Origin of the sequence: uncultured Paracoccus sp. (genome assembly GCF_947487305.1) — a bacterium.
Lineage (GTDB): Bacteria > Pseudomonadota > Alphaproteobacteria > Rhodobacterales > Rhodobacteraceae > Paracoccus.
Genome location: NZ_CANKWH010000015.1, coordinates 59130 through 83038, shown reverse-complemented (window position 1 = coordinate 83038; position 23909 = coordinate 59130). Strand labels below are relative to the sequence as shown.

The following is a 23909-nucleotide window of genomic DNA, read 5'->3' as shown; positions in this document are numbered from 1 at the left end:
GCCGTCAGACAGCAACCCAATCCAGGCAGAACCATGAGTACACTCACCATACGGAACCTTGCCAAGACTTATCCACCGAACGTGCGGGCCGTCAAAAGCATTGATCTCGAGATCGAAAGCGGTGAGTTTGTTTCTTTGCTCGGTTCCTCCGGCTGCGGCAAGACCACCACGCTTCAGATGGTTGCTGGATTTGTGACGCCATCAGCCGGCCAGGTCTTGCTGGATGGAAGGGACATCACCTATCTGGAACCCGACAAGCGCGACATGGGCGTTGTCTTCCAAAGCTATGCGCTGTTCCCGCACATGACCGTCGCGCAGAACGTGCGCTTTGGGCTGGAGATGCGCAAACTGCCCGAAGCCCAGATCCGTGAGCGGGTGGCCGACGCGCTGATGATGGTTCAGCTTGGCGGGCTGGATTCCAGATATCCAAGCGAGCTATCCGGCGGCCAACGCCAACGTGTGGCAATCGCGCGGGTCTTGGCAATCCGTCCGCGTGTGCTTCTGCTGGACGAGCCGATGTCGAATCTAGACGCCAAGCTGCGCAGCGAGATGCATGTCGAACTGCGCGGGCTTCAGAAGCGTCTGGGCATCACCACGATCCTTGTCACACATGACCAGGTAGAGGCCATGACCATGAGCGACCGGATTGCCGTCATGGCAAACGGCACGATCGCTGAACTGGGCACGCCCCAGGAGGTCTATGACATTCCCTCTACCGAATTCGCCTTCAACTTCCTTGGCCAGTCGAACACCATCACGGCCAAGGTGCTGGGCCATGACGATGCTCACACGCAAGTGAGTATCGGATCGAGCGTGATCCAGATTCCGCTACGCGACGCGGGGACGTCGGGCGAGTTGCGACTGTTCATCCGGCCCGAACGCCTGACGCTGTCGTCGCCCGAAACCGGAATCATCACCGGGCGTGTCGCTACCAGGCTTTTCCTGGGAAACACCTGGACGTATGAGATCGACAGTGATTTCGGACGCCTGCGTGTCATCAAGGTAAACACCAGGGGCGGCCAGCCTGGCGAAGGCGAACTGGTCGGCATCAACTGGAACGCGGCGGATATGCAGTCCGCATCCGGGGAACTCGCCGATGTCTGATGCCTCAAAGTCAGCCAGTCAGCCCTGGCTGCTGTCCTTTCCGTCGCTGGCGCTGTTCTTGGGCCTTCTGGTTGTGCCACTGGCCTTGACGGCGATCCTGTCCTTCAACGTCTTCGATTCGATGATGGGGACACAGGACGACTATACCTTTGGCAACTACCTCGAGATCCTGTCGGACAGCTATTACTACGAGCTGTTCCTGCGGACAGCCCTGATGTCTGCTGGCGTGACGCTGTTGTGCATCCTGCTGGGTGTACCAGAAACGATTATCTTGTCGCGGATGCAGCCACGCTATCAGGGAATTTTCTTTGTGATGATCTTGGGGCCGCTGCTCATCTCGGTGGTGGTCCGGACGCTTGGGTGGTCGATCATGCTGGGACGCGAGGGCCTGATCAACCAGTCATTGATCAGCCTTGGCTTGATCGAGGCACCCTTGCAGCTGATGTATTCCATGACCGGCGTGGTCATCGTGCTGACACATGTGATGCTGCCCTTCATGGTCATCGCCGTCTGGACCACGCTACAGAAACTGGATCCCCAGGTCGCCGATGCCGCACGCTCGCTTGGGGCCGGATCCTGGACCACCTTCAGTCGGGTGATCCTGCCCCAGCTACTGCCAGGGATCCTGTCCGGCGCGATCATCGTCTTTACGTTGTCCGCTTCGGCCTTTGCGACTCCGGCCCTGATCGGCGGACGCAGGCTGAAGGTCGTGACGACCTCGATCTATGACGAGTTCCTACATTCGATGAACTGGCCGCTGGGCGCCGCAATCGCGGTTCTGCTGCTGATCGGCATCGTGTCCGTCGTGATGGGCAGCAACCGCTATATCGAGCGCAAGTTCAAGCAGGTGTTCTCATGAAAGACAGAGGCTTGGGTTCCAATGGGTTCGGATCGCTGATCTTCCATACCCTGTTCACTCTTTTCATCGTCGCCCCGCTTTTGGTCATCATCCTGGTGTCCTTTTCCGACAAGGGCTATATCTCGATGCCCTTCGAGGGCGCGTCCCTTCGCTGGTATTGGGCGATCCTTGAGGCGCCGGAACTCATGGACGCGTTCTCGACCTCGATCTGGCTGGGGCTTGGCGCCGCGACCTTGGCATCGCTCGTCGCGGTTCCGGCGGCGATCGCCATTGCACGATATCGCTTTGCGGGGCGCGACGGCCTGATGGCGCTTCTGCTGTCGCCATTGATGGTCCCGCATGTGGTGCTTGGCGTGGCGTTCCTTCGATTCTTCTCGCTGATGGGGTGGAGCGGGTCCTTCCTGGCGCTGATGCTGGTGCACGCCTTGATCGTCGTTCCCTTTGCCTTGAGGCTAACCCTTGGGGCGATCATCGGGCTAAGCCGCGACGCCGAACTGGCGGCACGGTCGCTGGGGGCATCGCGGTGGACCGCCTTCCGGCGCATTCTGCTGCCGTTGATCCTCCCCGGTGTTGCCGGCGGTTGGGTACTGTCCTTCATCCAGAGCTTCGATGAGGTCACCATGACCGTCTTTATCGCGACGCCGGGCACCACCACACTTCCAGTGGCGCTTTACCACCGGGTTGCGATGCTGACCGACCCCGTCACGGCTTCGGTGTCCGCCATCATGATTATCGGCACGATGGGCCTGATGTTCATCCTCGATCGCATCGTCGGGATCGACAAGGTGCTGATCGGCAAGAAGTAGACCGCTTTGATCAAGGTAAATGACCAATCCGCCGCATTGCGGCGGCTGGAAGGGATTTTGCCTGGCTTCGGGCAGCAGGAAAGCTGGAGAAATGACTTCAAAACAGTTGACTGTCGTGGGCGGGGGGCTAGTCGGCGCAGCCATCGCGTATGGGGCGGCCAGTCGCGGGCTATCCGTCCGGGTTCTCGACCAAGGTGATACCGCATTTCGCGCCTCGCGCGGCAACTTCGGCTTGGTATGGCTTTCCAGCAAGGGCGGGGGGATGCCGGAATATGCCCGCTGGACGCGTGACGCGGTTGGGCAATGGGGTGGATTTCACCAGGAACTGCTGGATCGGACCGGGGTCGACAGCGGGCTAGTCCAGAAGGGCGGGTTCTGGCTGGGGTTCAGCGAGGAAGAGGTGCAGAAACGCGCGGACCTTCTGGCCAAGATCGACCGTGAGGCTGGCGGCATCCCGTTCCGAATGATGGAAGCGTCTGAAATCCGGCAGTACCTGCCTGATATCGGCCCCAAGGTGGTGGGCGGCAGCTGGGGCGCCCAGGATGGCATGGCAAACCCGTTGTTCCTGCTGCGGGCACTGCATTCCGGACTGAAGAAGGCCGGGGCAGATATCATCAGCGGCATCGATGTAGCCGCAATCGAACATAACGCGGCGAAAGGCAGGTTCACTGCTCGCAGCGGCGATGGGCAAGGCTGGACAAGCGACCGGATCGTCGTCGCGGCCGGGCTTGGCGTCGGGGAACTGGCGAGCCAGGTCGGCATCCACGCCCCGACTGTAACGACCCGGGGACAGGTGCTGATCACCGAACGGCTGAAGCCATTCATGGACTATCCGACCAACAAGGCGCGACAGACCGCGGAAGGCAGCGTACAAATCGGCTCGACCACCGAGGATGTGGGCCTGGACGATGGCACAACCGTCGAAAAAATCGAATGGCTGGCCCGCCGCGCCGTGGACACCTTCCCGGCCTTGGCCAATGCGCGGCTTGTCCGGGCCTGGGGGGCTTTGCGTCCGCTGACCCCGGATGGATACCCGATCTATCAAGAATCCGGGACATGCCCCGGCGCCTTTGCGGTCGTCTGCCACAGCGGCGTCACCCTTGCCGCCATCCATGCCAATGTCATCGGTCCATGGATGGGCGGGCTGACGGATGCCCCCCCGGACGTCGTGCCGTTCAATGGCAAGCGCTTCCTTGACAAAAATGCGAGGTTTGTCCGTGACCACTGAAACCCTTTTTTTGATTCCCCAAAAAGCGGGTCAGGCAATGGTCCGCATCGAATTCGAGGGCGAAACCCTCCGGGTGCCCGATGGGATCAGCGTCGCCGCCGCGCTTTTAAGCAGCAGCCGAGGCGCGCTCCGCACTAGCATCGTCAAGGGCACACCGCGCGCGCCGTATTGCATGATGGGCGTCTGCTTCGAATGCCTTGTGGAAATTGACGGCATCCCTGCGCGGCAGGGCTGCATGACCCTTGTCCGCGACGGAATGATCATCAAACGCCAATCAGGGGCTCCGTCCTTGGACGGCTTAGCGTCAGGAGGCAAGAATGGCAAATGATGTCAAAGATCTGGTTGTCATCGGGTCGGGGCCTGCTGGCATGGCTGCGGCGGTCGAGGCCTGCGCGCTCGGCATGACGGTCAGCGTGTTGGACGAACAGCCGGCCATCGGCGGGCAGATCTATCGACGTGTCGAGGACGCGCCCGAGGCTCTTCAGATGATCCTTGGCAAGGATTATGGTGCAGGTCGCGTCTTGGCCGAGGAATTTCGCCAAAGCGGCGCAGCTCATATCCCCGGTGCCACCGTCTGGAACCTGACCGGGGATGGGGTCATCGACTATGTAGACGCAGGCGGGACGAGGACGATCTCGGCAACTAACGTGCTGATCGCGACCGGCGCGATGGAGCGTCCCTTCCCGATACCCGGCTGGACCTTGCCGGGGGTGATGGGCGCCGGGGCGGCGCAGATCATGCTGAAGAGCGCGGGGGCCCAGCCAGCCGGCCCCGTCGTGCTGGCAGGCTGCGGCCCGCTTCTCTACCTGCTGGCGTGGCAATACCTGCGCGCAGGAGTGAAACTTGCGGGACTGGTCGATACAACGCGGTTCTCGACCTATGTCACCGCGCTTGGTAAAGTCCATGGCGCCGTGACGGGGCGGAAGGACCTGGTCAAAGGGCTGGGCCTCATCTCTCGGGTCCGCTTGGCGCGCGTGCCGATTTATTCCGGCGCAAGCGGCCTGGAAATCCTGGGTGAAGATCATGCAGAAGGAATTCGTTTCCGCCATAAGGGCAAGTCACGCGAAATTCCCGCAGGCTTGGTCCTGTTGCACCAGGGGATCGTACCCAATACGCAGCTAAGTTGGTCGCTACGTGCCGAGCATCGTTGGGACGCGGCGCAGCTGTGCTGGACACCCGTGACTGATGACGCGGGCCGCCTCGGCGAGACACAGATCCATGTCGCCGGCGACAGCCGTAGGATCGTGGGCGCCCTTGCCTCGGCGATCCAAGGGCGGCTGTCAGTGCTTGCGATGCATGAACGCAAGGGCGGGACAGCGCAGCCGGGTCGCAAGGCAGAACTTCAGCGGCAGCTTGCACGCTATACCGCGCTTCGGCCCTTTCTGGACGTCCTCTACCGGCCCTTGGACGAACATCGCATCCCGGCGGACCACGTCACCGTATGCCGCTGTGAGGAGGTCACGGCAGGAGAAGTGCGCAGCTATGTCGATCTTGGCTGCCTTGGTCCGAACCAGACCAAAAGCTTTGGCCGTTGCGGCATGGGTCCATGCCAGGGACGCCTGTGCGGGCTAACCGTAACTGAGGTAATCGCAGCCGCGCGCAAGGTCGCGCCGGGCGAAGTTGGCTATTACCGTATTCGTCCGCCCATCAAGCCCATCCATCTAGGCAGCTTTGCACAGTCGACATCATAACTTCAAAGACAAGGACAAAGAACATGAGCACCATCACCCGCATCGAAACTGATCCGCGCCGCAGCCGGGCTGTCGTTTATAACGGCATGGTCTTTGTCGGTGGCATGACCGCCGACGACCGCAGCCTGGATATCGCCGGCCAGACCAGGCAAACCTTGGAAAAGATCGAAGGCTATCTGGCAAAGGCAGGAACCGACAAAGGCCGGCTGCTGACCGCGCAGATCTGGATCAAGGATCTGGATCGCGACTTTGCCGCGATGAACGAGGTCTGGAACGCCTGGACCGCGCCGGATGCCGCACCGACGCGCGCGACCGCACAATGCGACATGGGCGCGCCCGATGTTCTGGTCGAGATCATCGTAACCGCGGCGGTCGGAGAGTAATCCAACTTATCTCCGGCCCGTTATCAAGGTGGAAGGAAAACCATTGGTCCTTCACGCCATAGCCGTTGCATCGGAAGGTAGCCCGAGGGAGCCCGGCTCACCCCTGCCCCGACACTTGTTCTGTTCGTTTCGTCCGCCACGCATCCCTGCGTCTGCCGGTCAATGGCCGGGCGCCGCGCGGGCGCGTCGTCGGTCCAGCGGGCCCCGTGTCCTCGCCTGCGGCTGCGGGCCGCACCAGCCCGCCCTCCCGAGCCATGACAGTCAGCCCCAGGGCCACGGGCAGGGCTGCGCCCTCCCCGCTCTGCTTTCCGAAAGGCATGGGCCTTTCAGAAAACAGAGCCGGAAGGCCCGCCCATCGGCGGAAGGGGCAAAGACCCCGCCGCCCGTCGCAAAAGGAGGCGCCGAATGCTGCGTCAATACAATCCGCAACGATTTCGCTATGAGACCATCCGTGGAAGCACCTGCAAGGTCGGCACCGTCGAAGTCGGCGCCATCTTGAACGTGCGTGGCACCAAGGTCCGCGTCGAGGCGTGGTTTCCGCGCGATTATGCGATCTATGAACGAGGTCACTTCCAGACCCGCCGCATCGCCGGCGGGCATATGGCACTGGTCCGCAACCTGCGCACCAACCGGCAGTTTCCGCTGTCCGATGTTTGGCTGTTGGATGCCCCGGACGCCGCCACCGGCCCCCGCCGCACCGCGCGGAACGGCACCCCCGCCCGAAGTCATCCGGTCACGACGTCTTTCGCCCGGCACCATCAGGAGGGTTCCTGCCGATGCCGGGCGAAATCAGCGAATCTGTCAGGCCCGGGGGGGCTCAGGCAAGACAGGTCCGCGCAGCGGACAAGCGGCAGCAGGGGAAGCCGCCTCCGAAAACCGCCCGTTCTCTCGACGGCCCGCCCGGTGCTGCCAATCCAGTCGGAAGTACCGTCGAAGAGACCGGGCGGAAAAACCACCACATCCCGGCTGACAACGGGGCTGCACTGCCGCAGCACCGTCGGGTGCGGGGGGATTTTTTTGACCTGGTCGGTCAACCCCAGTTAAGTCGATCCCGATCAGGCCCGAGCGTCATCATCGTCGGCCTTCACGTCCCCGCCAAGGAACGCGAAGGAAGATGTCTGAGGGAACATCTGCTGGTGGGCGAACGACAATGGCAACAACACCTTGAACAAAAATGGAAACGAGGTGAGAACGCGAAACCGTCACGATGCTTCCGAACCGGCACTAGCTACACCACCAACCTAGCCGATACACGCAAAGCAAATGTCGCCTGCACGACACTTGTGTTAAGAATATTAACGTTGAAGTAGTCGAAACGATCATCTGGCTTATCTTCCAGGCGCAGATTGTTTCCGCGCCCGGCCCAGAGGTTCTGGCCAGTCCCCTCAATATCGCCCACAAACTTTGCCGGGCCGGGCGCGATCAACTAGCTTCTTGGAGCCTGCATCGCCCTTCTGTCTGTCGGGCACTGGAAGTAGCCGGGCACCACAAACCTGGCAATCGAACGCCCAGACCCTGCGCCAATGTTTGAGTGCAAGGCCGCGACAAGCGCAGTCCATGCTAGCTTGGCTTGACACTTCCGAAGCGCCGCCGGGGACCATCGACATCTGCCGCGGCCTCTCACGCACGCATTAATTGCTGGCTAACGTGGCGAACTCAAGCCAGTGAAGAGATCCTCGCCGCCTTTGTGAAGTCGGGCGTGATGCTGTCGGCAGAGCCACCTGACCCGAAGCGGCGCGTCGTAATCGTCATGATGGGCGTCCGTTCGCGGGTGTCCGCAGACCTCGCAGGCTTGCCTGACCAGCTCGCCATTGTTGAGCCCTCGCTGCACCGCAAGATGAGCGCTGTATTTGGCCCAGTTCTGCCTGCGCCAAAGCGCCTGCCGGGTGCCTGTTGTCAGGTTCGGTTCGGACATGAAGGGCTCCTCCGATGGGATCGGCTGCTGAAAGTTATCAGTCCATCGAGCACCGGCCAAGGTTTGCGCGTTTACTTTATCATACAGCCGGGTCAGGGCTGATGTCGGACTTTCCTCAGGCCACCGCCCGCCACATCCGGAACCGTCCCTGCCCCGTTACTTCGCGGATCAGGCCGCGCGCCTCCATCCAGGCGAGGTTGCGCTGGACGGCGGCGCGGCTGGCGCTTGTCAGGGTCTCTGCCATCGGAGCGGTAACCAGAGGCCATTCGGTCAGTGCGCGGCGCAAGGCTGGTGGTGTTTTTCCCGAGAGTGGCCTCATCATGGCTTCAGCCCGCGAGGACCACGCCTCGATATCGTCCAGGTGTCGCATCGCGGTCAGGCAAGCCTCCTCCATGCCGCCAAGCCAGCGCACCAATCGCTCCGCAGGCGTCCCGCCAGCGCGTAGCCCCCCTGCCCCACCCATGGCAATGGGAACGAACACCGATCCCTTACTCTCGGTCGCCGCGATGCGCCCCGCAGTCACCGCAGCTTCCAGCTGGTCACCCTGCTGCCCAAGGCCCGCCAGACGCCAGAGATGGAAACCCATGCAGGCGCGGGTGATCGGGTGCAGGTCAATTGCGCTTGTCATCAGCTCGAGCCACCCGCCGGACCGGTCGGCGAAGGGCTCACAATCATCTGCAAGACTCTCTGGATCGCGCCGGTCAAGAAATGCGGCCAGATCGGCCTCCGGCCCGGCACCGCCTGCCAATCGCCGCACAGCCCAACCGACCCGGGCGAGCGCGTTGATGTCGTCTTGTACGCCCGACAGGCGCATGGATATCCAGAGCGCCAGCCGATCCGGGCCGACCCGGTCGCCGACAAACCAGCTGAGTTCGACCGCTTCGATGAGCGCGAGCCTGTGCCGCCATCCTTCCGGGCCGCGGCGCAGCCGGTCGTCCAGCGCGCCGAGCCGACCGGCCATCCGGGCAAGACGGGCAGCGCTGCTCGCTTCAGCCCGTCGCCAATCGTCGAGGATCGAGGTTTCGCCCGGCTCGGCGCGTGGGCCGGGCAACAGGTAGTCCGGTTCCGCCTCCATCGGGCCAGGCAAGAACCACAAGTCATCGTCAGAAGTCTGCGCGATCTCTCCGGCGTCTCCGTAGAGGTCATCAGGATCAATTTGAAATATAAGGGTTCGCGTCTTCATATGTGCAGAATATAGCCAATTTGCACCTTACCCAAGGGTTTTCTCTGGCTGCGTCTGCACTCCTTAGATAGCACGCGTGCGCGCTGTGCTGCGAGATCTCCCTGATCGCGTTCGCTGTACACAAACCAAGGGAAATGCGACGAACCGCACCACAGAGCACGCTCTTGCATCCGTTTACAAACGATCGTTTAGTTGTGACATCTGGAACTGTAAAACAGGCCCCTGCCTCGTGCCACTGATCGGCTATGCCCGCGTCTCGACTGAAGATCAGACACCCCTGCCCCAGTCGCAGGCCTTGAAGTCCGCAGGATGCGCCGAAATCCATGAAGAGCAGGCCTCGGGCGGAAGCCGCGCGCGGCCCGTGCTCGCCGGCGTGCTGGACCGGATCGGCAAGGGTGATACGCTGGTTGTCGTGCGCATCGACCGGCTGGCGCGATCCCTTTCGCATCTTTTGGAGGTGATCGAGCGGCTGGAGGCCAGGGGCGCCTTCTTCCGCTCGCTGACCGATCCGATCGACACATCCTCGCCGCAGGGCAAATTTACCCTGCAGGTGCTGGGCGCGGCTGCCGAGTTCGAACGCGCGCTCATCCGCGAACGTACCAGGGCGGGGCTGGCCTCAGCCCGCAGCAAGGGCCGGATCGGTGGGAACCCGGGCTTGCGCTCCCGCGATCCGGCAGCGCTATGCAAGGTGCGGCTGGCGCGCCAGGACGGCTATATGGAGCGATTGGGGGAGACTGCGCAGGATTGGGTGCCTTCGGTGCGCCGCCTGCGGCCCGATATGGCCTGGGAAGACGTGCTGCGGATCATCAACGGCCCTCTTCCCGAGACGCGGCGCTGGACGCAAGGCCGCCTGTTGCGCGCCGTGACCGCTTATGTCCGCGACGGCTTCCTGCCCGAGAGCGTGCTTGCCCGCGCCCGGCGGCGCGAAACGGACGACCGTCTGCCGACCATCGTCGCCGCCATCAAGGGCGCGGATCCTGACATCACGCTGCAGGCGATCTGCACCCGGCTGGAAGCGATGCGCGAGCGCACCCCCCGCGGGCGGACAAGCTGGCAGCCATCATCCGTGAAGCTGCTGCTGGAGCGGGCAGAGAAACTGGGGCTACTCGAGTGAAGCTGCGGGAACCGGCCGCGCGATTCTGAAATCAAGGTTCTGTACGCGTGTGAAATACATCTTGTGTCCATCGCCGCAAGCGCTACGAACTGTTGAATTGATCAAAGAACCAGGTTACTCAAGTCGCTGATACTTAATGCTTTTCTCTCGTCAGAAATCCGCCCCTCAACGCCCCTAGCCCGCTCAACGGTTTGGGCTGGATTTATCCACAGAAACTGTTATGTTCTGAAAAACAATAATGACTTGAGGGCAGCGATGAACGGGATACGGGCCTCCCAAAGATTCGACGTCATGTCCAAGCGGCTCGGCAGTCGGTTGCGTGAACATGCTCAAGAAACATTCCCGCCGGACGCCCAAAAGGGCCTCCGCCGCTTCTCGATGCGGGAAGCAGCCGGGCTGCTTCGAATCAATCAAAACACCTTCCGCCATCATGTGTCAAACCTTGAGGGCTTTCCCGAAGGCATCCTTGAGGGCGGCAACCGTCGCAGCTTCTCTGCCGAGGAAATGGTTGTGGCCCAACGCGTCCTTCTTGAGACGGGCAGGATCAAGCCCGATGAGCACCCTCACAGAAGAGCCGGCGAACCTTGCCAGGTCATGACGATCTTCAACCTGAAAGGCGGATCGGCAAAAACGTCGACCGTTGCGCATATTGGGCAGCTTCTGGGTCTTCGCGGCTATCGCGTCTTGCTGATCGACCTCGACAGTCAGGCAAGTCTGACAAACCTGTTCGGTATTACCCCTGAACTCGATCCGGACATGCTGACCTCCTACGATCTGATCCGGTCCGAGGGGCCCCTACCCGCCTCCGATATTATTCGAAAAACGAACTTCCCGACCGTCGATCTAATCCCAGCTTCCATGGACATCATGGAGTACGAGTTCGAAGTCGCATTGAGTTTCCGACACGGCGCCACCACGTTCCACAGCCGGATCCATGAAGCGCTTGAGCCGGTCCTGACCCGATATGATGTGGTGATCTTCGACACTCCGCCGCAGCTGAACTTCTCGGTGATCTCTGCCCTCTTTGCGTCGACCGGTGTCCTGATCCCGCTCAACGCCTCAATGCTGGATGTCATGTCGCTGGCAAGCTTTCTCGGCATGGCGAGCAACCTGATGGGCGTCGTCGAGGCGCATGCTCTCGAACACGGCCTGAACTTCGTGCGGGTGCTGATCACCCGCTACGAGAACACCGACGGTCCACAGGTCCAGATCTCGTCGCTGCTCCGGACGGTTCTTGGCGATGCGGTCCTCCCGGCCGAGTTCCTGAAGTCGACAGCGGTAGGTGATGCCGCTAACACCCAGCAAAGCATCTTTGAGGTCGAACCTCGCGACGTTAACCGCAGAACTTACGAGCGCGCGATCGAATCCGTGTCGCGCGTGACCGACGAAGTCGAACGTGAAATCCTCAAGGCATGGGGGCGTAGCCATGGCGCGTAAGGTCTTCGGAGACTCACTCAAGAACGCGATGGGCAACGCGACGACGCCGGATGACAGTGCGAATCTCGATCTCAAGCGCACGAGCCCGACTGTCGCTCGTGCGCACGCATCCGTGCTCGAGGAAGATAAACACTCCACGCGCCTGATCGATCCGAGCAATGTTCGGATGTCCGCGGTCATGGACCGTATCGATCCGACCTATGGCCTCGAGGAACTCATCTCCTCGATCCAAGAGCACGGGCAAAAGGTTCCAGTTCTCGTCCGCCGAACCGAGGACGGTGCATTCGAAATCGTCTACGGACGCCGCAGGTTGCTCGCTTGTCGAGAACTTGGTCGGAAGGTCCGCGCGACGGTCATGGATATGACCGACGAGGAAGCACTGATCGCCCAAGGCGTCGAGAACAACGCCCGCCAAGACCCATCGTTTATCGAGAGGGCTCTGTTCGTCGCCGGCATCATTCGTGAGCTTGGGAAAACAGATGAGACACGAAAGAACGCCCAGACCATTGCCTTTCGGGCGCTTCAAATCGACGAATCTCTCGTCTCGCGGATGAACCGCATCGCCAACGGCATTCCGATAGAGCTGATCCACGCTATAGGTCCTGCACACGGCGTTGGTCGGCGGGTTTGGGAAAAGCTCTTCAGACTTTGCGAGAAAGATATCGCACGGGCCAAAGAAGTTGCCCGCGATATCCCGCGTAACTTGTCGGGTCCAGGCCGGCTCGAAGCAGCGGTTACCCTCCTCACGGCCACAAAAACAACCGCTCCCAAGGTTGATCCAGGTGAGCGCGTGAAGATTGGCCGCAAGGGCAACCGCATCACCATCGACGTGGACGCTGATCTTGCCCCACGTATTGAAGACGCGATCCGGAAGTTGATCGGCGAGCTTCTTGACCGCGGTCAAGACATCAAGAGCAACGAGCAGAAGTAGAAAGGAGGACCGGCTAGAAAAGGAAAGACCCCCCGAAAGCGGTGCTTCCGAAGGGCCTCAATCAGTCTCGACACCTGATTGATACCCCCAAAACGAATCAAGTTCAACACCGCTCGCGGTGAACGGGGAAGCTTTTTCTTCCGAAACACCATGAGACATGTAACCCAAACGCGAACCGCCTTGGCGGAACGATCATCCGTTGCCTGCTCCAACCTGTATGAGCTTCTGGGACCGGTACGCATCCTCCGAAAAGACCTCGGCCTAACAAGCAACGACGTCGCCGTGCTGACCGCGTTGATCAGCTTCCTTCCGCGCGAGCGGAACGACAGCCAAAACGCAAGACGCTCTGCCTTAACGATTGTCTTTCCCTCAAACGTGTCCTTGTCTGAACGTGCCAATGGGATCGATGAAAGAACTCTCCGTCGCTCCTTGGGCCGCCTTGAAGCTGCAGGCCTTATCAAACGGAAACGCTCTGCAAACGGTAAGCGCTTCCCCCTCCGTTACGGAGGCGTCATCAGGGACGCGTTCGGCATTGCCCTGGACCCTCTGATCCAAAATTTTGATGCCTTGGCAGCCAGGGCGTCAAAGATGGCGGAAGAGCGTGAACACTTACGGTCGCTCAAAGCAGAAGCATTGGCCTTGCGTGCATCGCTACTTCAAGATGAGCACCTCGATCCGGATAGGTTGTCCACACTCGAAACGATAAAAACCATCCTACGCCGCGCCACCCTCACTGCAGAGGCGGTATTGCGCATAATCATTGATCTACGCAAGATGGGAGCGAACACCACTGCAAGCTACGGAGAGAATTCCCACTCCCAAACAACTCGTGCCGACGCCCAAGAGCAGGCTCAACAAGACAGAAGCGAGTGCTCACAGTCACGCGGAATGACCGCCAGAAACGGTCAAAATGTCCGGCAAATAGAGTCCATAAAAAAAGAACTTAATAAGATAGGGCACTCTGCAGAAAAGCCTGATGATAACCGAAACCCTGCAACACGACTCATAAACCGCGAGCCACGACAAATGGCTTGGGCGGATTTCACACATGTTTCAGACTTCTTTCCAACAGCACCCCAAACAGGCGAAGCCCTGAACCGCATTCTCTTCGACATCGGTAAATTGCTTAGAATACGCCAAGAAAAGCTCGCGCGTGGTCTGCAGAACGTCGGCGCAGCGAAGCTACTCATTATCCTCGATTATCTACTAGGGAAGGCAGACGCGATCAGGCAACCGGAGGCATACTTTGAAACGGTTGTACGAGCATAGATTGTGCACATTACAATTCTTGACCGCGGTCAAGAACGCCGATCAGAGCGCAAGGTTAGGAGTTTGCGGCGTGACCGAAAGTGAGATCGGCACATTGGCTTCCGACGCCAGTCGTGTAGAAGTTCTGATAGCGACAGTTGCCCAGAACGTAACACAGCCCCCGTCGCGGGATATCCCCTTCGACAAACTTGTGTTACGCCAGTCCAACGTCCGTCGCATCGATACCGGTATTTCGGTCGCGAAACTGTCAGAAGACATCGCGCGGCTCGGGCTGCAGCAGAGCCTGAACGTCCGGCCCGTCCTCAATGCCCAAGAGCGCCGGCTAAGATGTTCGAGAGCTCGGTGGATGGCCGTCGCTTCCAGGCGCTGTCCCTGCTTGTGAAGCAGAAGCAGCTAACGAAAACCGCGCCAATCCCAGGCATCTTGCGAGATGCTGCGTCCGGTATCCTCTCCGAGCACGACTTACTTGCCGAGAACATTCAGCGCGTAGCTCAGCATCCTCTCGACCAGTTCCGTGATTTAGTAACCCTATGCGCGAAGGGTCGCGGATACGACCACTGACCTCGGAAGAGCCCATCGAGAACGACATCACCGCCAGTTAGTACACCTACACTGAGACCGTGCGGCGGTTCGGATGACACATGGGAGAGCTCAACCCATCTCTTGCAGAATATCTAGAATGTATGTATATTCTGAACAAATGGAGACCCAGATCATGCAAGAGCTTCCCGAGTTCAAGGCGGCCGACCTGACGCGGCACACCAGTGACCTGTTTGATGCGGCCATTCGCTCGCCGATTGCGATCACAAAGCACCGCAAGCCGAAATTCGTGCTGATGAGCATGGATCAATATCAAAGCCTAAAACGGGGCGCCACCCAACAGGCTCACATGATCGACGAGATGCCAGAGGATCTCAAGGCGCTGATGATAGAAGGGCTCGAGCGGGACTTGACGAAGGCAGATGACTAAGCCGCGTGTTGGAGAGGTTTTCCGCTATCCGTTTCTGTGGAAGCGCGAACAGATGGCGGGCGAGACTGAGGGCCGCAAGACGCGGCCGGTCTGTATCGCCGTCACTGTCGCCAAGTCCGATAGCGAGACCGTGGTGTTCATCCTGCCGATCACGACGCAGCCGCCCTTGGCCTCGCGCAAATTCATCGAGGTGCCCCAGATCGAATCGCAGCGCGTGGGGCTAGAGACCCATGTCCGCAAATGGGTGATGCTGGACGAGATTAACACCGATATTCTGGAGCGGTCCTATGTCTGGGAGGACCGCACACCCATCGGCACGTTCAGTTCCGTCTTCATATCCAAGATCCAGTCCAGCCTCTTCGCGCTTGCCAGATCGGGCGGGGCATCGGTTGTTGATCGGCTGAAGTAATCTCGATCAATCGCCGCGCCGCAGCTTTACCACAGGACATTCGAATGGATTGCGGGTTAGCTTTGCACAGAGTAAACGTTCAGAGCAATGCTGGGAGCTAGTTTATGGAGCAGTCCGACCAGACACTTGATCGACTCGGCGCGCTGTTGCATGCGCTGCCCGTCGAGAACATGCCCATGACGCTTAGCGAGCTTGATGGCTACTTGGTCGGTGTTCTTGCCTGCCCGGATATCATTCCGCCCTCTGAATGGATTTCCCGTGTCTGGGGTGAAACAGGTGAGGCAAACTTTCCCGATCAGAAAACCGCAGAAGTCACGATCAGTGCGGTCATGGCTCACTACAATTCGGTTGCGGAGGCGATGACTCGCTCGCTTTGGATCGAACCCATCTACGAGGTTGATCCTAACAGTGATGAGGTAATGTGGGAGCCTTGGATAGATGGCTTCACTCGCGCCATGGCGCTAAGACCTATAGCTTGGGAACAACTGCTCAGTCAGGCCGACGAAGAAACGCGAACGACGATGATCTTCATGATGGCGCTTCAGGATATATACACGGGCCACAGTAAGTTCACGGATGAGGAGATCGACGAAATCGACCTCGAAGCCCCCGATCTGATCCCGAACTGCGTTGCTACAATACTCTCTCAGTCCCGTTCGGAACTGGTTCGCACGGAGCCCGCTAACCGTTCAGAGGCACCGTTCACGGCCGGTCCGCGGCCAGGACGCAACGATCCCTGCTACTGTGGGTCGGGCCGAAAATACAAGCAATGTTGTGGTTGGAACTAACCGCTGTCAGCAGTCGGACGAGGCCGCGAATGCCATGGAAAACCACTTGATCTGGGGCCGGACTGTCAATCGGCCCTTTAATTGCGTGTCTGGGTCAAGTCTGTTTTCTGTCCTTGCCGGGGTCATGGCCTCATGATGATGTTCGGGCCGGGCGCCTCAACGTGCGCAGCGCGGTTCTTCAGACCGCAGCCGATTGAACGAGGTCACCACAACCACCGTCCCGGCGGGACATCACAGGTCTGGCGTCAGGCCCGCGATCTCGAGGTCGTGGCGAGGGTCAGGCCGGCTCTTTCCCCCATTCGAACGAGGTGCCATCGACCCAGATACAGTGCAGGATGACGGCGAGCTTCCGCGCCACCGCAACCTGCGCCTTCTTCATCCCATTTCGCTTCGCCAGCCGCAGTCCCCAAGCCTTCAGTGCGCACCAGCGCTTCGTTCTATGCAGCAGCACGCTGGCGGCCTCGAAGAGATAAGCGCGCAGCAGGCGGTCACCCCATCGCGATACGTGGCCGGTGGTGTCCATCTCGCCCGACTGCCTTCGCCTCGGTGTAAGGCCGAGATAGGCCCCGACCGAAGCAGCGCTTCGAAACCGTGAGGGATCATCGATCGTGTGCCGGAAGGTCAGCGCCTTCACCACGCCGATGCCGGGCACGGTCATCAACCGCCGTGTCGTTTCGTCCGTTCTCGCCCTCTCCCGGATCTGCCGATCCAGGCCTTCAAGCTTTCCGCAGACATGGTCATGCACCGAGAGCAGCGGCAACAGGTGTCAACGGCGGAGTAAAACCCGGCCACGCGGCGGCGCAAAAGTCTGCCAGTTAGCGGCACAAGCACGGAACGTCGGGAGGGCGTAGCCCGACCAGAGTTCCGTGCTTGTGCCGTTGGTATTTTTTGAAAGGGGTCAGCCGGCCTTTCGGGCGCGGCTTTGGGCGAGACGATAGCTCTGGCCATTCATTTCGAGAATGCTGACGTGGTGGGTCAGCCTGTCGAGAAGCGCGCCGGTGAGGCGTTCGGAGCCGAATGTCTCGGTCCATTCGTCAAAAGGCAGATTGCTGGTGATCAGGGTCGATCCGCGCTCGTAGCGTTGCGAGATCAGTTCGAACAGCAGCTCGGCGCCGGTCTTCGACAGCGGCACGAAGCCGAGTTCATCGATGATGAGCAGCTTGTATCCTGCCATCTGCTTCTGGAAGCGCAGCAGGCGGCGCTCGTCGCGGGCCTCCATCATCTCGCTGACCAGGGCCGCGGCGGTGGTGAAGCCGACGGACAGGCCCTTCTGGCAGGCGGCCAGACCAAGGCCGAGCGAGATGTGCGTCTTGCCCGTGCCACTGGGGCCGAGAGCAATAATGTTCTCGCGCCGCTCGATCCATTCGCACCGGGCCAGTTCCAGCACCTGCATCTTGTTGAGCTTCGGGATGGCCGTGAAGTCGAAGCTGTCCAGGCTTTTGACGGCCGGGAACCTGGCGGCCTTGATGCGCCGCTCGACCATCCGCCGTTCCCGGTCGATCAGTTCCAGTTCGACGAGCCGGGCGAGATATCGGACATGGTCCACGCCTTCCGCCGCACATTGCCGGGCCAGTTTCTGGTGTTCTCGCAGGAAGGTCGGCAGTTTCAGCGCCTTGAGGTGATGGGCAAGCAGGATTTCCGGGGCGTCGCTCATGCCACGCCCTCCGCATTGACAGACAGCAGCCGCATGTAGGAGCGGGCCTCGGTCTTCTCGACCGTTGCCCTGGGCAGGTAGGGATAGCAGTCCAGATCCAGCCGGGGTGGCCGGCGCTCCACCCGGCACAACAAGAGATGCTTCACCGCATCGAAGCCGATCGCCCCCATCTGCAGCGCCTGCCTCACGGCCGCATGCAGATCGGCCAGATCGAAGGTTTCCAGAAGCCGCAGGACCTGGACATATTCGCGTCGGCCGTGCCGGTTCATCCGTGCCTCCATCAGCCGGCGCAGGGTGGCGAACTCCTCTGGCAGGTCCCAGTCCTGCAATGGTGCCGCCTGATCCAACGCATTGATCTTCTGCTCGATCAGCGGAAGGTAATGGAGCGGGTCGAAGACGATCTCGTCGCGATCCCAGCACCGGGGATGGCGGGCGATCACTTCGCCCCGGCAGCCGATCACCACCTCATGGATATAGCCCCGGATCCAGACATCCTGATGGCCGTAGGCGACGGGCACCGAGTAATCGTTGGTCTTGTAGCGCACCAGCGATTGCGACGACACGCGGCCGGTCGCCTGATCGCAGGCATCAAAGGGCGCCGCCGGGAGCGGGCGCATCGCGGCGAGATCGCGCTGCAGTCGCTCGCCGATCGTTTCGCTCTCGCCGCGAAGGACATCGTGCTGACGCCGCTTACAGCGCTCCTCCAGCCAGAGGTTGAATTCTTCCCAACTGGCGAACTCAGGCATCGGCACCATGAAGTTGCGGCGGCAATAGCCCACCAGGCCTTCGACATTGCCTTTGTCGTTCCCCTTGCCAGGGCGGCCATAGCGATCCCGGATCAGGTAATGCGACAGAAACCCGCTGAACAGCGCCGCCCGCTTGCGGGTGCCATCCGGCAGGATCTTCGCCACCAGGCAGCGGTCATTGTCGTAGACGATCGACTGCGGAACCGCCCCAAAAAAGGCAAAGGCATGGACATGACCGTCCACCCAGGCCTCGGCAACCGCCGCCGGATAGGCACGGACGTAGCAGGCGTCGCTATGCGGCAAGTCCAGCACGAAGAAATGCGCCTTCTGTTCGACACCTCCGATCCGAACCATTGCCTCGCCGAAGTCGGCCTGCGCGTGTCCTGGGGGATGCGCCAGCGGCACGAACACCTCCTGGCCCCGCCGCTCACGTTCCCGGATATAATCCTTGATGATCGTGTAGCCGCCGGTGAAACCGCATTCTTCGCGCAGACGGTCAAACACACGCTTCGCCGTATGCCGCTGCTTGCGCGGCATGGTCCGGTCCGCCTCCAGCCAACCCTCGATGATCGGGATGAACGGATCGAGCTTCGGGCGCCTGACCTCGGCCGTCCGCCGGTAGCCCGGAGGAACCGAGAACGTCATCATCTTTGCGACCGTGTCGCGCGATATGTTGAATGTCGTCGCCGCCTGACGCTGGCTCATACCAGCAGCACAGGCCTGACGAACCTTGAGATAGAGTTCCACGCTGTAGATCCTCCCATCCTCCCTGCAGCCGCAGAAAGGGAAAAGGTGGACGACTTTTACGCCGCCCGCAGCAGCACCATGCCGCCGCTAACGTGGACTAATTTCGCACCGCCATTCTCACCGTCGGCCCAAGCACCTGCTGCATGGTCACCAGCGGAATGAAGGTCGAGGTCGTCTCGACGCCCACTCGCGGACTTTTCGAAGCTGTCGGCATGCCGGTTCCGGATGGCATGATCGAGGACGAACTCGCCATGAACCGGAACTTCCTCGGGGCTGCCGTCGCGATCGCCACCCTGCTGCGTCACGATGGCATGCTGGAGGTTCAGCAGGTCTCGCTCCACCCCAGGCACAAAAGACGTCAGGCCGAGAGGTCCGGCAAAGTTCTTCCTGCTACGCTCATCACGAAGATCGCCTTGGGCAAGTCCGGCCGCGGTCAGGTCGAGGCGATGAAGGCCGATATGGCGACTGACGCGCGTGAAGGCATCCCGCGAAGGACCCATTGGGTTAGGGGACACCATATGAAAAGCAGGTCGGGTAAGCTCGTCTGGCGTATGCCCCATCTTCGCGGCGCCGGCCCGCTGGTCCCCCAGCTGCGGCATGTGACCGGCTCTGCCTCGGCCAAAGGCGCAGCGGCAGCTCCGCAGCTCAATGATACCTAGACTGTCGCACGGGCAACACCTCGCGCATTCAAGAGCTCGGCCAAAAGCTGACGGTCGGCCCTCCCGGCACCTGTCGCCAAAACGGCCGTTCAGGCACGGCGCAGCAACTGGGTAAGCCAGTCGGTCCTACCGGACGCAGCACGGCCGGCGGCCCCACCCCAGAGGGCAGCAACCAGTTGTCGCTCTACTGGCCATACTCGCGTGCAAGTTCCCGCGCCTCCCGTGCACCATTCCCGAGCTCGTCAGGAACATCGCGACCCTGCGCAGCATCAAAGGTACCGACCTCACGCTCCCGCAGATTAAAATAGTCGTAGGTGTATGAGCCTTTCTCACTTCCCTGGTGCGTCGTATATTTAATAAGGGTCGTATCGTCGTTCATCGCCATGCTGATCGAAATGTGGTCTTTGTAGGAGTCGAAGTTTGGATGAATCAGACGATAGTTGGCGCTATCTTGGAATGCTGCGTCGTTGACTGCGTCGACCACGAAATCTATTTTTGCACCCTTGTATTGCATATTGCAGCGCTTGCATGAGATTCCGAGATTCCAGACAGCGTAAGCAAGAGGGCGATAGGTGTTGTTGGACTTGGGCAAGACATGCTCGGGGTCGACGATAAAATGTCCGCCACCATGTAATGGAAATCGGCAGTAGCAGCATCGGTCACCATGGCGCGCTAGATGACAATCGCGGATCTTGGCCTTAGCAGAACGAAGACTCTCTTCTTCCGCCCCCCCTGGCCTCCAATCCCAAGGCTTCTCCGTCGCAAGCGCATTGGCGATCGCTGCCTCTTCGTCGTCGGTAAATACGCAAGTGTCGAGACTAGGCTGGTATGGATCAGGCAAAACCATCTTCTCCGCCATCAATACTAGCCTTCGTCCGTTCAACCTTCTCTACAAGCTTGCGCACAGCATCGAAAAAACGTCGCTGCTTATCTTCGAAGCTATGCTTCTCGAATGCGTTGATCAGCCTAAGAACCTCTTTCTTATCGATCTTGTCTTCCTCGAAGCGCGAGATCGCATCGATGATTTCTTCGCTAACAAAGTGATTGGCAGGCGTGACGACCTCAAAAGCCTTCCAAAGTATCTCCTCTATACTGCTCGGCTCAGCCGAGGTGTCGATTTGAAGGCGAGCGGGCTTGCCGCCCTGCATGCGGAACACCGATACCTTGTCGGGAGCTTCACTAAGTGCACCGGTGACCACCAATGGTGCATGAGTGGCTACTACGATGGTGGCGTCACGATATGTCATGGCGGCCATCAGATTGTCTACATATGCGCGCTGCCAGCTTGGATGAAGGCTGTTCTCTGGTTCGTCGACGAGGATAATGGCACTGCTGCCAGCCTCGGTAATAAGGAACAGTAGCGACGAAATCAGCGCAAGCTGACCCGAACTAGCCAGATGCATCTCGATTACCGTAAGGTAAGGATCGTTTCGCTGGAGCATTACCTCTATAGGACCGATGACCTCAAGGCGGCGGAGGATTGCCTCACAGCGCAGCACGACAACAAATTCTCGTGCTAGGCTGAACTCGAACACGGAGCCGGTGGCGTCGATCCAGACGAACTCCCCAGGATCGTGACGACTAAGGAAGGCGAGTGCGCGACGCAGTTGCTCATCGTGCTCCGGATCGCTATCCCATGTCATTTGTTCATCGGCGGTTGCGCTGCTGGCACCATCTAAATTCCATCGCAGATCGTCGAAAGACGATCCGTAGTGTTTGGCCTTCTTGATCAGGAATCCGAAGCGCGGGGCATAGCCACAATAACCCATGATCGCGCTGATCTGATGGAACGAGGAGTCGTCTGCATCGAGCGAACGTGCGAGCGCGCGCTTCACAATATTGGGTGGCGTATGATCGGGCCGACCGGCGGAAATACGCCGAATCCCTCGCATCCGAGCGAACCGGTCATGAGGCGTGTTCGATACGGCGATAACGTTCTCATGGCGGTAAGACTCTGCTAAAGCCCGAAGGAATGTGCTTTTTCCGGATCCATTCGGACCAACCAGTATCGCGACAGATTCTTCGCGTTTGCGATCAGATATTTCAATATCGCGCAATGTCGCCATTAATTTCTACCGCGCATATTATTTCTCGCCCCAAAGCCTAAGATTTTCCAACAGTAACGACGTCCATTCACTTTGAATGAGAAGCAGCCAACTGACCGACGACATTTCGGACATTCACTTCGCGCTTCTTAGATTATGCTGCTGTCCCCTTTCGAAAACACGATATCAACCATGAGCCGTGGTCCCTGCTCCCGGAACTAGTAATTGCTCTGTCTCCGCCAAGAGAGGACGGCATCTTCTGTTCCCGCGACCGGTTCAGCATCACGCCAACGATCCCAGAAGTCGACGGTAGCGCTATTGGGCTTGAAGCGCGGCGCAGACACGACCACCCGTGTCGGTAGCAAGCTGGCATCACCAACCACCAATGCTTCGCCGATATCGAGGACCGGAAGGAGATCACCAAAACCTCCGAGGCTGTCAGGCAGCAGCCGTTTGATGACGGCTTGATCATCCCCGTTCGTCAGTCGCATAGCGATAACATTGTTGCATTGACTGAGGACAGTGCGGTTGACCTCGGACGGTCTCTGACTGATGACCACCAGCCCGACCCCATACTTCCGCCCCTCTTTGGCAATCCGCTCGAAAATCCCGACCGAAATCTCATCGGCTGACTCTGACGATGCCCGCTCCGGGATATACAAATGCGCCTCATCGCAGAACAATGCGATAGGATGACGGCTGTCCGGTGGCGTCCACTGGCTCACGGTGAAAATCAGCCGAGCGATCAGACTGACCATGAGCGGAAGTATGTCGGACGGCACTTCCGAGAAATTGATGATCTTGACCCCACCCTTGCCATCCTCTTGTGATCCGCGCCCGCTGATCAGTAAGTGCGTGACTTGCGACAGCCAAGCCATATCCATGCATGCTTCTGGCGGTTGGAATATGAACCCGAGACGGCGATCATTTCGCTTGGCTTCAAATCGTGCTATCAAACGGCTCAGCTTGTCGAAGTAAGGCCCCTGTTTCTCTTTATTGTTCGCGCCCGGTACCATCTGTTCATTCAGGTTTGAAAGCTCCTGATAAACTGTATCAATACTAAATGGCACCGGACTATCGATGGTAAAATTAGCCAGAATATCGGCGTGCTGTTCCGGGTTGAGCATCATGCGCTTTGCATCGGTGATGCAGCGCGTCATTAGCATTGCTTGGTTTGGCGCGTTTTGATCGGACCGATCAACGAACAAGGCTACCAAAGCCTCGTATCCCAAAAGCCAGAATGGTAGATGCAGAATACCATCGGTCAGTCCGCGATCCTGTCCAATGTCGCCCGGCCCAGCGATTCGGAAATGACGGAACTCATCGCTATCCAGAGTCTGGTATTCGCCATGGATATCGAACAAAATCACATTGGCTTGCGGAAGCTCGGCAATTTGATCCAGAAGCCTTGCAGTTGTATAGGACTTTCCGCTACCAGTACTACCGACAACGATCGCATGGCGCTGAAAAAGACGATTGCCGTTCAGGAAGGCCCGCGCATCCTCATCCAGCGCATAGCGACCAAGATCAAGCTGCGGACCGTCCCCGGAAACCTGCGAAATCACCTGCATGAAGTCTGTCAAGCGTTGACCCTCTAGAGAGAAGCAATCTGCATCGATTTCGGGCACAGTTTCCAGAGTGCGCTTGAAGACGTTCTCTTTCAGTCCTTCCTTGTCTACGAGCGTTCCGATAAGCGCGATCCGCACAAGGTTGTTCTCTGGGAGCGCGGCTTCCAGGTCCTCTTCAGCCCCATCTATGGCCGCTTCGTCACCTGCCTTACGCGTTATGCGCGAGACAATCCCGATCAAGTGTTGCCCAGCTTTCGAGCTTCTTATTGCCGTCAACCGATTGACCTGAATCCGTTTGAGGCGTTCAAGTTGATCGACACGCACCGTTACTGTGGCAGTATCCACGGCAATAATTTTGCCAAGACTTTCATCATCGTTGAAATCGAGAATGCCCAACTCTTGC

General features: G+C 59.6%; 24 protein-coding genes and 2 pseudogenes. 17 read left to right on the top strand and 9 right to left on the bottom strand.

The window, feature by feature from the left end:
• Window positions 1-33: 33 nt before the first annotated feature.
• From Q1A36_RS16470 to Q1A36_RS16435, 8 genes are all read left to right on the top strand, one after another.
• Window positions 34-1104 carry an ABC transporter ATP-binding protein gene (locus Q1A36_RS16470; protein ID WP_299846460.1) on the top strand — a complete coding sequence of 357 codons (1071 nt, stop codon included), beginning with the start codon at window positions 34-36 and terminating at the stop codon, window positions 1102-1104.
• Complete coding sequence (locus Q1A36_RS16465) at window positions 1097-1963, top strand: ABC transporter permease (protein ID WP_299846458.1); 867 nt, start codon at window positions 1097-1099, stop codon at window positions 1961-1963. The genes Q1A36_RS16470 and Q1A36_RS16465 overlap by 8 nt, the downstream gene beginning before the upstream one ends.
• Window positions 1960-2769, top strand: coding sequence for an ABC transporter permease (locus Q1A36_RS16460; RefSeq protein ID WP_299846456.1), 810 nt, complete (start codon window positions 1960-1962; stop codon window positions 2767-2769). The genes Q1A36_RS16465 and Q1A36_RS16460 overlap by 4 nt, the downstream gene beginning before the upstream one ends.
• A gap of 19 nt (window positions 2770-2788) precedes the next feature.
• Window positions 2789-3997, top strand: a complete 1209-nt coding sequence (locus Q1A36_RS16455) for an FAD-dependent oxidoreductase (RefSeq protein WP_299846454.1) — start codon at window positions 2789-2791, stop codon at window positions 3995-3997.
• A complete protein-coding gene (locus tag Q1A36_RS16450; RefSeq protein WP_299846452.1) occupies window positions 3987-4325 on the top strand; it encodes a (2Fe-2S)-binding protein in 339 nt (112 codons plus the stop codon). The genes Q1A36_RS16455 and Q1A36_RS16450 overlap by 11 nt, the downstream gene beginning before the upstream one ends.
• Complete coding sequence (locus tag Q1A36_RS16445; RefSeq protein WP_299846450.1) at window positions 4315-5688, top strand: FAD-dependent oxidoreductase; 1374 nt, start codon at window positions 4315-4317, stop codon at window positions 5686-5688. Before Q1A36_RS16450 ends, Q1A36_RS16445 begins: the two co-directional genes overlap by 11 nt.
• 23 nt (window positions 5689-5711) lie before the next feature.
• Window positions 5712-6071 carry a RidA family protein gene (locus tag Q1A36_RS16440; RefSeq protein ID WP_299846448.1) on the top strand — a complete coding sequence of 120 codons (360 nt, stop codon included), beginning with the start codon at window positions 5712-5714 and terminating at the stop codon, window positions 6069-6071.
• A gap of 405 nt (window positions 6072-6476) precedes the next feature.
• Window positions 6477-7115 (top strand): hypothetical protein, encoded by a 639-nt coding sequence (locus tag Q1A36_RS16435; RefSeq protein ID WP_299846446.1) that lies wholly within the window; start codon window positions 6477-6479, stop codon window positions 7113-7115.
• A 184-nt stretch (window positions 7116-7299) separates the two neighbouring features.
• Here the strand turns inward: Q1A36_RS16435 and Q1A36_RS16430 are convergent, their stop codons facing one another.
• The 3 genes from Q1A36_RS16430 to Q1A36_RS16420 all read right to left on the bottom strand — a co-directional run bounded on the left by Q1A36_RS16430 (window position 7300) and on the right by Q1A36_RS16420 (window position 9061).
• Entirely contained in the window at window positions 7300-7497 is a 198-nt protein-coding gene (locus tag Q1A36_RS16430; RefSeq protein WP_299846444.1) for a hypothetical protein, read from the bottom strand.
• Window positions 7498-7713: 216 nt separating this feature from the next.
• The gene (locus tag Q1A36_RS16425; protein ID WP_299846442.1) at window positions 7714-7986 is read right to left on the bottom strand and encodes a hypothetical protein; all 273 of its coding nucleotides are present in this window, start codon (window positions 7984-7986) and stop codon (window positions 7714-7716) included.
• A gap of 115 nt (window positions 7987-8101) precedes the next feature.
• A complete protein-coding gene (locus Q1A36_RS16420; protein WP_299846488.1) occupies window positions 8102-9061 on the bottom strand; it encodes a hypothetical protein in 960 nt (319 codons plus the stop codon).
• A 337-nt stretch (window positions 9062-9398) separates the two neighbouring features.
• Here Q1A36_RS16420 and Q1A36_RS16415 point away from each other — a divergent pair, with 337 nt between their 5' ends.
• The 8 genes and pseudogenes from Q1A36_RS16415 to Q1A36_RS16380 all read left to right on the top strand — a co-directional run bounded on the left by Q1A36_RS16415 (window position 9399) and on the right by Q1A36_RS16380 (window position 16087).
• A complete protein-coding gene (locus tag Q1A36_RS16415) occupies window positions 9399-10283 on the top strand; it encodes a recombinase family protein (protein WP_299846440.1) in 885 nt (294 codons plus the stop codon).
• A gap of 291 nt (window positions 10284-10574) precedes the next feature.
• Window positions 10575-11720 carry a plasmid partitioning protein RepA gene (gene repA / locus Q1A36_RS16410; RefSeq protein WP_299846439.1) on the top strand — a complete coding sequence of 382 codons (1146 nt, stop codon included), beginning with the start codon at window positions 10575-10577 and terminating at the stop codon, window positions 11718-11720.
• Window positions 11710-12651 carry a plasmid partitioning protein RepB gene (gene repB, locus Q1A36_RS16405; protein WP_299846437.1) on the top strand — a complete coding sequence of 314 codons (942 nt, stop codon included), beginning with the start codon at window positions 11710-11712 and terminating at the stop codon, window positions 12649-12651. Before repA ends, repB begins: the two co-directional genes overlap by 11 nt.
• A gap of 150 nt (window positions 12652-12801) precedes the next feature.
• Window positions 12802-13920 (top strand): helix-turn-helix domain-containing protein, encoded by a 1119-nt coding sequence (locus tag Q1A36_RS16400; protein ID WP_299846435.1) that lies wholly within the window; start codon window positions 12802-12804, stop codon window positions 13918-13920.
• Window positions 13921-14047: 127 nt separating this feature from the next.
• Window positions 14048-14466, top strand: a pseudogene (locus Q1A36_RS16395) (DNA-binding protein); the annotation flags it as partial.
• 154 nt (window positions 14467-14620) lie between these two features.
• Window positions 14621-14890 (top strand): type II toxin-antitoxin system Phd/YefM family antitoxin, encoded by a 270-nt coding sequence (locus tag Q1A36_RS16390; protein WP_299846433.1) that lies wholly within the window; start codon window positions 14621-14623, stop codon window positions 14888-14890.
• Window positions 14883-15299: a hypothetical protein gene (locus Q1A36_RS16385; RefSeq protein ID WP_299846431.1), complete on the top strand. Its 417-nt coding sequence runs from the start codon at window positions 14883-14885 to the stop codon at window positions 15297-15299. Before Q1A36_RS16390 ends, Q1A36_RS16385 begins: the two co-directional genes overlap by 8 nt.
• A 104-nt stretch (window positions 15300-15403) precedes the next feature.
• Window positions 15404-16087 carry a UPF0149 family protein gene (locus Q1A36_RS16380; RefSeq protein ID WP_299846429.1) on the top strand — a complete coding sequence of 228 codons (684 nt, stop codon included), beginning with the start codon at window positions 15404-15406 and terminating at the stop codon, window positions 16085-16087.
• A 277-nt stretch (window positions 16088-16364) separates the two neighbouring features.
• On the opposite strand, the pseudogene Q1A36_RS16375 reads toward Q1A36_RS16380, so the two are convergent.
• From Q1A36_RS16375 to istA, 3 genes and pseudogenes are all read right to left on the bottom strand, one after another.
• Window positions 16365-16772 (bottom strand): annotated as a pseudogene (locus Q1A36_RS16375) (transposase); the annotation flags it as partial.
• A 213-nt stretch (window positions 16773-16985) separates the two neighbouring features.
• Window positions 16986-17741 (bottom strand): IS21-like element ISPve1 family helper ATPase IstB, encoded by a 756-nt coding sequence (istB, locus tag Q1A36_RS16370; RefSeq protein ID WP_116220987.1) that lies wholly within the window; start codon window positions 17739-17741, stop codon window positions 16986-16988.
• On the bottom strand, window positions 17738-19192 hold the full coding sequence (gene istA / locus Q1A36_RS16365) for an IS21-like element ISPve1 family transposase (protein WP_244295116.1): 1455 nt from the start codon (window positions 19190-19192) through the stop codon (window positions 17738-17740). Before istA ends, istB begins: the two co-directional genes overlap by 4 nt.
• 200 nt (window positions 19193-19392) lie before the next feature.
• Between istA and Q1A36_RS16360 the strand changes: the two genes are divergently transcribed.
• Window positions 19393-19893: a hypothetical protein gene (locus Q1A36_RS16360; protein WP_299846417.1), complete on the top strand. Its 501-nt coding sequence runs from the start codon at window positions 19393-19395 to the stop codon at window positions 19891-19893.
• 184 nt (window positions 19894-20077) lie between these two features.
• On the opposite strand, the gene Q1A36_RS16355 is transcribed toward Q1A36_RS16360, so the two are convergent.
• From Q1A36_RS16355 to Q1A36_RS16345, 3 genes are all read right to left on the bottom strand, one after another.
• The gene (locus Q1A36_RS16355) at window positions 20078-20752 is read right to left on the bottom strand and encodes a hypothetical protein (RefSeq protein ID WP_299846415.1); all 675 of its coding nucleotides are present in this window, start codon (window positions 20750-20752) and stop codon (window positions 20078-20080) included.
• Window positions 20727-21959 carry an ATP-binding protein gene (locus Q1A36_RS16350; protein ID WP_299846413.1) on the bottom strand — a complete coding sequence of 411 codons (1233 nt, stop codon included), beginning with the start codon at window positions 21957-21959 and terminating at the stop codon, window positions 20727-20729. The genes Q1A36_RS16355 and Q1A36_RS16350 overlap by 26 nt, the downstream gene beginning before the upstream one ends.
• 197 nt (window positions 21960-22156) lie before the next feature.
• Complete coding sequence (locus tag Q1A36_RS16345; protein WP_299846411.1) at window positions 22157-23902, bottom strand: ATP-binding protein; 1746 nt, start codon at window positions 23900-23902, stop codon at window positions 22157-22159.
• Window positions 23903-23909 lie beyond the last annotated feature (7 nt).

Coding starts and splice junctions, on each gene's coding strand:
- Q1A36_RS16470 (WP_299846460.1), top strand. CDS start 34: ATGAGTACACTCACCATACGGAACCTTGCCAAGACTTATCCACCGAAC.
- Q1A36_RS16465 (WP_299846458.1), top strand. CDS start 1,097: ATGTCTGATGCCTCAAAGTCAGCCAGTCAGCCCTGGCTGCTGTCCTTT.
- Q1A36_RS16460 (WP_299846456.1), top strand. CDS start 1,960: ATGAAAGACAGAGGCTTGGGTTCCAATGGGTTCGGATCGCTGATCTTC.
- Q1A36_RS16455 (WP_299846454.1), top strand. CDS start 2,789: ATGACCAATCCGCCGCATTGCGGCGGCTGGAAGGGATTTTGCCTGGCT.
- Q1A36_RS16445 (WP_299846450.1), top strand. CDS start 4,315: ATGGCAAATGATGTCAAAGATCTGGTTGTCATCGGGTCGGGGCCTGCT.
- Q1A36_RS16440 (WP_299846448.1), top strand. CDS start 5,712: ATGAGCACCATCACCCGCATCGAAACTGATCCGCGCCGCAGCCGGGCT.
- Q1A36_RS16435 (WP_299846446.1), top strand. CDS start 6,477: ATGCTGCGTCAATACAATCCGCAACGATTTCGCTATGAGACCATCCGT.
- Q1A36_RS16425 (WP_299846442.1), bottom strand. CDS start 7,986: ATGTCCGAACCGAACCTGACAACAGGCACCCGGCAGGCGCTTTGGCGC.
- Q1A36_RS16420 (WP_299846488.1), bottom strand. CDS start 9,061: ATGGAGGCGGAACCGGACTACCTGTTGCCCGGCCCACGCGCCGAGCCG.
- repA (WP_299846439.1), top strand. CDS start 10,575: ATGTCCAAGCGGCTCGGCAGTCGGTTGCGTGAACATGCTCAAGAAACA.
- repB (WP_299846437.1), top strand. CDS start 11,710: ATGGCGCGTAAGGTCTTCGGAGACTCACTCAAGAACGCGATGGGCAAC.
- Q1A36_RS16400 (WP_299846435.1), top strand. CDS start 12,802: ATGAGACATGTAACCCAAACGCGAACCGCCTTGGCGGAACGATCATCC.
- Q1A36_RS16390 (WP_299846433.1), top strand. CDS start 14,621: ATGGAGACCCAGATCATGCAAGAGCTTCCCGAGTTCAAGGCGGCCGAC.
- Q1A36_RS16385 (WP_299846431.1), top strand. CDS start 14,883: ATGACTAAGCCGCGTGTTGGAGAGGTTTTCCGCTATCCGTTTCTGTGG.
- Q1A36_RS16380 (WP_299846429.1), top strand. CDS start 15,404: ATGGAGCAGTCCGACCAGACACTTGATCGACTCGGCGCGCTGTTGCAT.
- istB (WP_116220987.1), bottom strand. CDS start 17,741: ATGAGCGACGCCCCGGAAATCCTGCTTGCCCATCACCTCAAGGCGCTG.
- istA (WP_244295116.1), bottom strand. CDS start 19,192: ATGAGCCAGCGTCAGGCGGCGACGACATTCAACATATCGCGCGACACG.
- Q1A36_RS16360 (WP_299846417.1), top strand. CDS start 19,393: ATGAAGGTCGAGGTCGTCTCGACGCCCACTCGCGGACTTTTCGAAGCT.
- Q1A36_RS16355 (WP_299846415.1), bottom strand. CDS start 20,752: ATGGCGGAGAAGATGGTTTTGCCTGATCCATACCAGCCTAGTCTCGAC.
- Q1A36_RS16350 (WP_299846413.1), bottom strand. CDS start 21,959: ATGGCGACATTGCGCGATATTGAAATATCTGATCGCAAACGCGAAGAA.